Annotated in this window: 7 protein-coding genes; 5 read left to right on the top strand and 2 right to left on the bottom strand. The window is 70.8% G+C overall.

Annotated features, from left to right (window positions below; translation table 11 throughout):
- The coding region (locus ABZ796_RS10355; protein WP_357336678.1) for an AsnC family transcriptional regulator at nt 1–96 on the bottom strand (96 nt) is incomplete at its 3' end.
- 100 nt (nt 97–196) lie between these two features.
- Between ABZ796_RS10355 and ABZ796_RS10350 the strand changes: the two genes are divergently transcribed.
- The 5 genes from ABZ796_RS10350 (at nt 197) to ABZ796_RS10330 (ending at nt 6,564) form a co-directional block, all read left to right on the top strand.
- The gene (locus ABZ796_RS10350) at nt 197–1,702 is read left to right on the top strand and encodes a serine/threonine-protein kinase (RefSeq protein ID WP_357336670.1); all 1,506 of its coding nucleotides are present in this window, start codon (nt 197–199) and stop codon (nt 1,700–1,702) included.
- A gap of 178 nt (nt 1,703–1,880) precedes the next feature.
- Nucleotides 1,881–3,491, top strand: coding sequence for a citramalate synthase (cimA, locus tag ABZ796_RS10345; protein ID WP_357336668.1), 1,611 nt, complete (start codon nt 1,881–1,883; stop codon nt 3,489–3,491).
- Nucleotides 3,492–3,554: 63 nt separating this feature from the next.
- Entirely contained in the window at nt 3,555–4,094 is a 540-nt protein-coding gene (locus tag ABZ796_RS10340) for an NAD(P)H-dependent oxidoreductase (RefSeq protein WP_357336667.1), read from the top strand.
- Nucleotides 4,095–4,197: 103 nt separating this feature from the next.
- Entirely contained in the window at nt 4,198–5,148 is a 951-nt protein-coding gene (locus ABZ796_RS10335; RefSeq protein ID WP_357336665.1) for a GNAT family N-acetyltransferase, read from the top strand.
- 9 nt (nt 5,149–5,157) lie between these two features.
- Nucleotides 5,158–6,564: an amidase gene (locus tag ABZ796_RS10330; RefSeq protein WP_357336663.1), complete on the top strand. Its 1,407-nt coding sequence runs from the start codon at nt 5,158–5,160 to the stop codon at nt 6,562–6,564.
- 117 nt (nt 6,565–6,681) lie between these two features.
- Here ABZ796_RS10330 and ABZ796_RS10325 read toward each other — a convergent pair whose 3' ends face one another.
- Nucleotides 6,682–7,281, bottom strand: coding sequence for an energy-coupling factor transporter transmembrane protein EcfT (locus tag ABZ796_RS10325; RefSeq protein WP_357336661.1), 600 nt, complete (start codon nt 7,279–7,281; stop codon nt 6,682–6,684).
- Nucleotides 7,282–7,283 lie beyond the last annotated feature (2 nt).

Raw genomic sequence — 7,283 nt, 5'->3', positions numbered from 1 at the left:
CCGCCGAGCCAGCTCGGCGTTGCTCAGCCGGGCGTCATTCTCGAGCTCGGCAATGATTGCTCGATCCAGATCGTCAACCGCATGATCATTGCGCATCGGCCGACGCCGGCGACGCCTCGGCCTGCGGGAGCGACGCCTCGGCCGACGTAGCTGACGCCTCGGTGGGGTGTCGGCTGCGGCCGATAAGGTTTGTCACGTGACGACTGCCCCACGCCGTTTCCCGGCGAGCCAACGGGAGACCGTTGGTGACTACGACCTGCTCTCCCTGCTGGGGCAGGGCGGGATGGGGCGGGTCCACCTGGCCGGCCACCGCACGAGCGGTGAGCGGGTGGCGCTGAAGGTGCTGCGTACGCAGTTCGTGGGCGACGAGGAGGGCCGCCAGCGGCTCGCGCGCGAGGTCTCCTCGCTGCAGCGGGTGCGGAGCAGGTGGGTGGCCGGCGTGGTCGGTGCCGACCCGTGGGGCGAGGTGCCGTGGCTGGCGACCCGCTACGTCCCGGGGCCGACGCTGCACGACAAGATCATCAACGAGGGCGTGCTCCCGCGCGGCGACGTCGAGCAGCTGGCCAGCGACCTGGCCGAGGGCATCGCCGACTGCCACGCCGTCGGCGTCCTGCACCGCGACATCAAGCCCGCCAACATCATCATGGAGGGGCGCACCCCGATCCTGATCGACTTCGGGCTCGCTCGCGTCGCCGACGATCCCAAGATCACCGTGACCGGTCTGCTGATCGGCACCCCGGGCTACCTTCCGCCCGAGATCGCGGTCGGCGACCCGGCCACCCCCGCCTCGGACGTGCATTCGTGGGCCTCCGTGGTGGCGTACGCAGCGACCGGCCGCCCGCCCTTCGGCGAGGGCAACCCGATGAAGCTGATGGACCGCGCCCGCCGCGGTGAGCACGACCTGGAGGGGGTGCCCGAGCCGCTGCGCGGGCTGCTCGGCCAGGCGCTCGCACCCGACCCCGCCGACCGCCCGACGCTGGACGAGATCCGCGAGTGGCTGCGTACGCCGCGCAGGCCGTTCGTGCACAAGCCGGTCGAGCAGCTCTCGCTGAGCGACCGGCCCGAGCGGGAGAAGGCCACGACGCCGGTCGCCCCGGTCGTCCCGGTCATCCCGGCGGGTCCGCGGCGGGACAGCGGGCTGGAGAAGCTGCGTCGCACGGCGATCTGGCTCGGCCTGCTCGCCTTCGCCGTCGGCGTGATCGCCGCGTTCCCGAGCGTCGGCTTCCTGACCGTGCTCGGTGCGGCGTGGCTGATCCGCGCGGGCACGCTGGCGGCAGGTGACCTGCGTCGATGGCGGTGGTACCGCGGTCGTAAGTGGCATGACGCGCCCCGGCTCCTCATCGGCGCCCCGTGGCGACTGGTCCGCTCGCTCCCGAAGACGTTCGTCGTCGGGTTCTGGGGCTTCGGGTTCGTGGTCGCGGCGGTGCTGATCGGCTTCGCCCTGCAGCTCTCCCTCGAGGCGACGCTGGGGTTGGCCGGTCTCGCGTTCGTCACCGCGCTGTGGACCGGCTCCGGACGCGACCGGCTGCGTGACCCGGTGACCAGGGTCGTCCACCGGATCTCGGCGCGCTGGGTGCCGTGGATCCTCGGGTTCGCCGTGGTCCTCACCCTGGCGCTCTTCCCGATCCAGACCCTCGCCGAGGAGGGGTCGCAGTTCTCCGGCGGCGACGAGCCGTGGTGGGTCGAGCTCCTCGACTGGTGAGACGCTCGTCCCACGGGAGGAGATTTCGTGGCAGTATCGGGGCCATGACGACCCACGTCATCATCATTCGCTAGCGCGTCGAGCACCTGCCCGACGCGCCACCCTCTCGTTCCCGAGAGGGTTTTTTGTTGCCCAGCCCCCAGCCCCTAGATTCAGCCCAGCCCGAGGACACAGCGCCATGGAATTCCACGTCTACGACACCACTCTGCGCGACGGTGCGCAGCAGGAGGGCCTCAACCTCAGCGTCGCGGACAAGCTCGCGATCGCACGTCACCTCGACGGCCTGGGCGTCGGCTTCATCGAGGGCGGCTGGCCGGGAGCGAACCCCAAGGACACGGAGTTCTTCCGCCGCGCGGTCGAGGAGCTCGACCTCAAGCACGCCCGGCTGGCGGCCTTCGGATCGACCCGCCGGGCGGGCGTACGGGCGGCCGACGACCCCCAGGTCGCCGCACTGCGGGACTCCGGCGCCGGCGTCGTCACCCTCGTGGCGAAGTCCCACGATCGTCACGTCGAGCTCGCGCTGCGCACCACGCTCGAGGAGAACCTCGCGATGATCCGCGACACCGTCTCCCACCTGCGCCAGGAAGGCCAGCAGGTCTTCCTCGACGCCGAGCACTTCTTCGACGGCTACCGGGCCAACCGCGACTACGCGCTGGAGGTCCTGAAGACCGCCTACGAGGCCGGTGCCGAGGTCGTCGCGCTGTGCGACACCAACGGCGGGATGCTCCCGTCGTGGGTGGCCGATGTCGTCCACGACGTCCGCGAGCACACCCACGGAGCGGTGGGGATCCACTGTCACAACGACACCGGGTGCGCCGTCGCCAACTCGCTGGCTGCCGTGGACGCCGGCGCGATGCACGTCCAGGGCTGCATCAACGGCTACGGGGAGCGTACGGGGAATGCCGACCTCGTCTCGGTGGTCGCCAACCTGCAGCTGAAGCTGGGCCGCGAGGTCCTGCCGACGGGCCTGCTGGGCGAGGCGACCCGCGTCGCCCACGCGGTCGCCGAGGTGACCAACGTGCCGCCCGCCGGTCGGCAGCCGTACGTCGGCGCCTCCGCGTTCACCCACAAGGCCGGGCTGCACGCCTCCGCGATCAAGGTGGATCCCGACCTCTACCAGCACATGGATCCCGCGGGGGTCGGCAACGACATGAGGCTGCTGGTCTCGGACATGGCCGGACGGGCCTCGATCGAGCTGAAGGGTCGCGAGCTCGGCTACGACCTCTCCGACGACCGCGACCTCGTGACTCGGGTGACCGAGCGGGTCAAGGAGGCCGAGCAGCGTGGCTACACGTTCGAGGCGGCCGACGCCTCCTTCGAGCTGCTCCTGATCGAGGAGGTCGAGGGCGTACGCCCCTCCTACTTCGACGTCGAGTCCTGGCGGGTCATCTCCGAGGCCCGAGGCGGCGGCCAGGAGACCACCGCCACCACCGAGGCGATCGTGAAGATCCATGCCGACGGCGTACGCCACGTCGAGACGGGGGAGGGCAACGGCCCCGTCAACGCGCTCGACCAGGCGCTGCGGGCCGCGATCACCCGAGCCTTCCCGGTGGTAGCCGACTTCGACCTGATCGACTTCAAGGTGCGGCTCTTCGATCAGGGGCACGGCACCGACGCGCGGACACGGGTCCTGATCGAGACCTCCGATGGCGTGACCTCGTGGACGACCGTCGGGGTCGGGTCCAACGTGATCGAGGCGTCTTGGGAGGCGCTCGTCGACGGGCTCACCTTCGGATTGCGGCGGCATGTGGGCGAGACCACAGCTCTGGAGGCCGCCGTCACGGAATGAACCCCCGAGCCACGGGCGTTCAACACTTCAACATTGAACTTTCCGTGTCCTACGAGGAGAACCGTGACCGACACCCGTATCGCCGTACTCGTTGGCAGCCTGCGCGCCGACTCCATCAACCGCAAGCTCGCCGAGAAGCTCGTCGCCGAGGCTCCTGAAGGTGTCGTCCTGGAGATCGTCGACGGTCTGGCGGACGTGCCGTTCTTCAACGAGGACCTCGAGGCCGACCCGGGCGAGGCCGTGAGCCAGCTCCGCAAGGTGATCGACGAGGCGGACCGCGTCCTCATCGTGACCCCCGAGTACAACGGCACCATGCCTGCCGTGATCAACAACGCGATCGACTGGCTCTCGCGCCCCTACGCCGCCGGCGTGCTCAAGGGCAAGATCCTCTCGGTCGTCGGCGTCGCCCCGACCCCCTACGGCGCCAAGTGGTCCCACGCCGACGCCGCCCGCTCGGCCGGCATCGGTGGCGCCATCGTCGTCGAGGACGCCATCGTCTCCCAGCCGGTCCACGAGATCGACGTCTTCACCGACGCCGAGGCCCAGGCCCGCTTCCGGGAGGCCGTCGAGAAGCTCGCGGGCTACCAGCCCGCTGCCGTCTGAACCCCATCCAGTCGGCACCACGAGGTCAGGTCTCTGCGGGGGGAGACCTGACCTCCATCATTTATCGCGTGCATGATGGGCCGTTCGGCCTTAGGTTGCGGGCATGAGTGGACCCGTGAAGCAGCTCCGTCTGGTGGTCGAGGCGAAGGACTACGAGCAGGCGGTGGCGTTCTATCGCGACACTCTCGGTCTACCCGAGCAGGCAGCTTTCTCCGGCCCTGGCGAGGCTCATGTGACGATCCTCGACGCCGGCCGGGCGACGCTCGAGCTCGCCAACCCCGCCCAGCACGCCTACATCGACGAGGTCGAGGTCGGGCGTCCGGTCGCCGGGCACGTGCGGGTGGCGTTCGAGGTCGAGGACTCCGCCGGTGTCGCGTCCCGGCTGGTGGACGGCGGCGCCGCGCTCGTCGCGCCGCCGACCCGCACTCCGTGGGAGTCGCTCAACGCGCGCCTGGACGGGCCCGCCGACCTGAACCTGAGCCTCTTCCAGGAGCTGGGTGAGCCCGTGCTGGCCCCGGACTACCCGATCACCACCGAGCGGCTCTCGCTGCGCCCCATCGACGTCGAGCGCGACCTCGACGACCTGCACGCCTACCTCTCCCTGGCGGACGTGTGCCGCTACATCCCGCCGGCGCCGCGCGACCGCGAGCAGCTGCGGGAGGCGTACGCGCCCGGGCGGCGTCCCTCCGTCCTGCGCCGGGAGGGTGAGGTGCTCTGCCTCGCCGTCGAGCACGAGGGCCGGTTGATCGGCGATGTCGTGCTCTTCTGGCACAGCCAGGAGCAGCGGTCCGGCGAGATCGGCTACGCCTTCAACCCCGAGTTCCAGGGGCAGGGCTTCGCCACGGAGGCGGCGCGAGCGCTGCTCGGGCTGGCGTTCGACGGGCTCGGCCTGCACCGGGTGATCGCCAGGGTCGACGAACGCAACACCGCCTCGGCGCGGGTGATCGAGCGCCTCGGGATGCGGAAGGAGGCGGTCGAGCGTGAGGCCGAGTGGTTCAAGGGTGAATGGACGACATTGGTGCACTACGCGATGCTCGAGGGGGAGTGGAGCTAGCCTGTCGATGTGGCCGAGCTTCATGATCTGACCGCCCTGGAACAGGGAGAGCTGCTGCATCGATGCGAGGTCTCCCCGGGAGAGCTGGCCGAGCACTACCTCGACAGGATCGCCAGGCTCGACGATGTCGGCGCCTTCGTCACCGTGGCCGAGGAGCGGATCTCGACCTGCGCACGTGAGCTCGCGGTCAAACCGGTCGGTGCCTCACCGCTGTGGGGCGTACCCACCGCGATCAAGGACCTCAACCTCACCCGCGGGGTGCGTACGACCTTCGGGTCGGCGGCCTTCGCCGACTTCGTACCCGACGTCTCCGACAACGTCACGCTGTCCATCGAGGCGGCCGGGATGATCTCCCTCGGGAAGACCAACACCCCCGAGTTCGGCTCGCCCTGCTACACCGAACCGGATGTGGCCCCGCCCGCCGTCACCCCCTGGGACCGTACGCGGATCGCCGGCGGCTCCTCCGGAGGTGCCGCCGCGGCGGTGGCCGCCGGGCTCGTGCCGGTTGCGCAGGGCTCCGACGGCGGCGGCTCCATCCGGATCCCGGCCTCGTGCTGCGGGCTCGTCGGTCTCAAGCCCACCCGCGGGCGGATCTCTCCGTCGCCGATGTACGGCGATGCGGCAGGGCTCGCCACCGCCGGTCCGATCGCCCGGTCGGTGCGGGACGCGGCCGCCTTTCTCGACGTGCTCGCGGGGCGGCGTACGGGTGATCCCTTCTGGGCTCCGGAGGAGCCTTCGCCGTTCCTGGAGGCGTGCGAGCGGCCGCCGGGGCGGTTGCGTATCGCCCGGTTCATCGAGCCGCTGATCGCCCCGACCACGGTCGACGCCGAGTGCGTCACCGCTTGGGAGAACGCCTCGGCGCTGCTGGAGTCGCTGGGTCACGAGGTCGTCGACATCTCGCGGCCGCTGCCCGTCGAAGCGGTCGCGGTCTTCGAGACGGTCTGGGCCGTCGGGACCGCGATGGCGGTCGTGAATCTCGCCCCTGACCAGCGCGCCCAGATCCGGCCGCTCACCCGCTGGCTCACCGAGCGGGGAGAAGCGGTCAGCGGCCCGGAGTTCGGGCTTGCGATCGCGGAGCTGCGCCGGTTCGCCGCGATGGCGCTCGAGGCGCTGGCGCCCTACGACGCCGTGCTCACGCCGACCCTGGCCACCCCGCCGCCGCTCGTCGGGGCGATCCGGGACGACGCCGATCCGGCCGGCGACTTCCAGGCCCAGAAGGAGTTCACCCCCTGGACCTCCGCCTGGAACGTCACCGGAATGCCCGCCATCTCCCTGCCCCTCCACTGGACCCCGTCGGGTCTCCCGGTAGGCGTCATGCTCGCCGCCCGCCCCGCCGAGGAGTCTCTCCTGCTCTCCCTCTCGGCGCAGATCGAAGAGGCCGCCCTCTGGGACCACCGCCTCCCGCCCGGTTGGTAACCCCTCGCCGAAACCGCAGAAAAGGCGAGCCGAATCTGTAGTTGTAGGTGACGAAAGTCGACTCTCGTCACCCACAACTACAGATTCGGCCGGCAGAACTGCCGATTCGGCAGGGGGTCAGTCGCCGAGACCGCGGGCCTTGAGAGCGTCGCCGGTCTCGTGGGCGCGGGCGACGACGCGGATGACGAAGGGCGTGAGGTACGCCCTGGGGGAGCGGCCGAGGCCGCGGGCTCGGGCGGCGTCGCGGGTCTCCGTACCGAGCGCGAGGGTGCCGGGGAGGGCCTGGATGGCCATCGCGATCGTGAGCGCGACCCGCTCCGGGTCGAGGCCGATGCGGTGCAGCGGGCGGATCCAGCGGACCACGGCGTCGAGGGTCTCGGTGGTCGGCGTGGTCACGGTCAGGGTGAGCGCCAGCAGTGCGAGCGAGACGAGGTCGAGCAGGGACTCCAGCGCCCGGTCGAAGGTGAACAACCACCACTGCAGCAGGGCGACTAGCACCGCGATGACGAGCACCGCTCGCAGCGCCCGGGCGGTGGCGGCCAGGTCGAGCCGGCCGATGAGCGCGAGCACGACAGCGAGCACGAGGAAGCCGACCGCGATCAGCGGCCCGCGCAGCGCCACGATCGCCACGCTGAGGACGGCCAGGCCGAACAGCTTGGCGCCCACCGGAAGCCGGTGGAGCACGGTGTCGCCCGGGCGGTAGAGCCCGACGGTCATGC

It is taken from the genome of Nocardioides sp. NPDC047086 (genome assembly GCF_040643685.1).
Classification (GTDB): domain Bacteria; phylum Actinomycetota; class Actinomycetes; order Propionibacteriales; family Nocardioidaceae; genus Nocardioides.
Note: the sequence above shows the minus strand (reverse complement) of the source record. Positions and strands in the feature narration are given on the sequence as shown.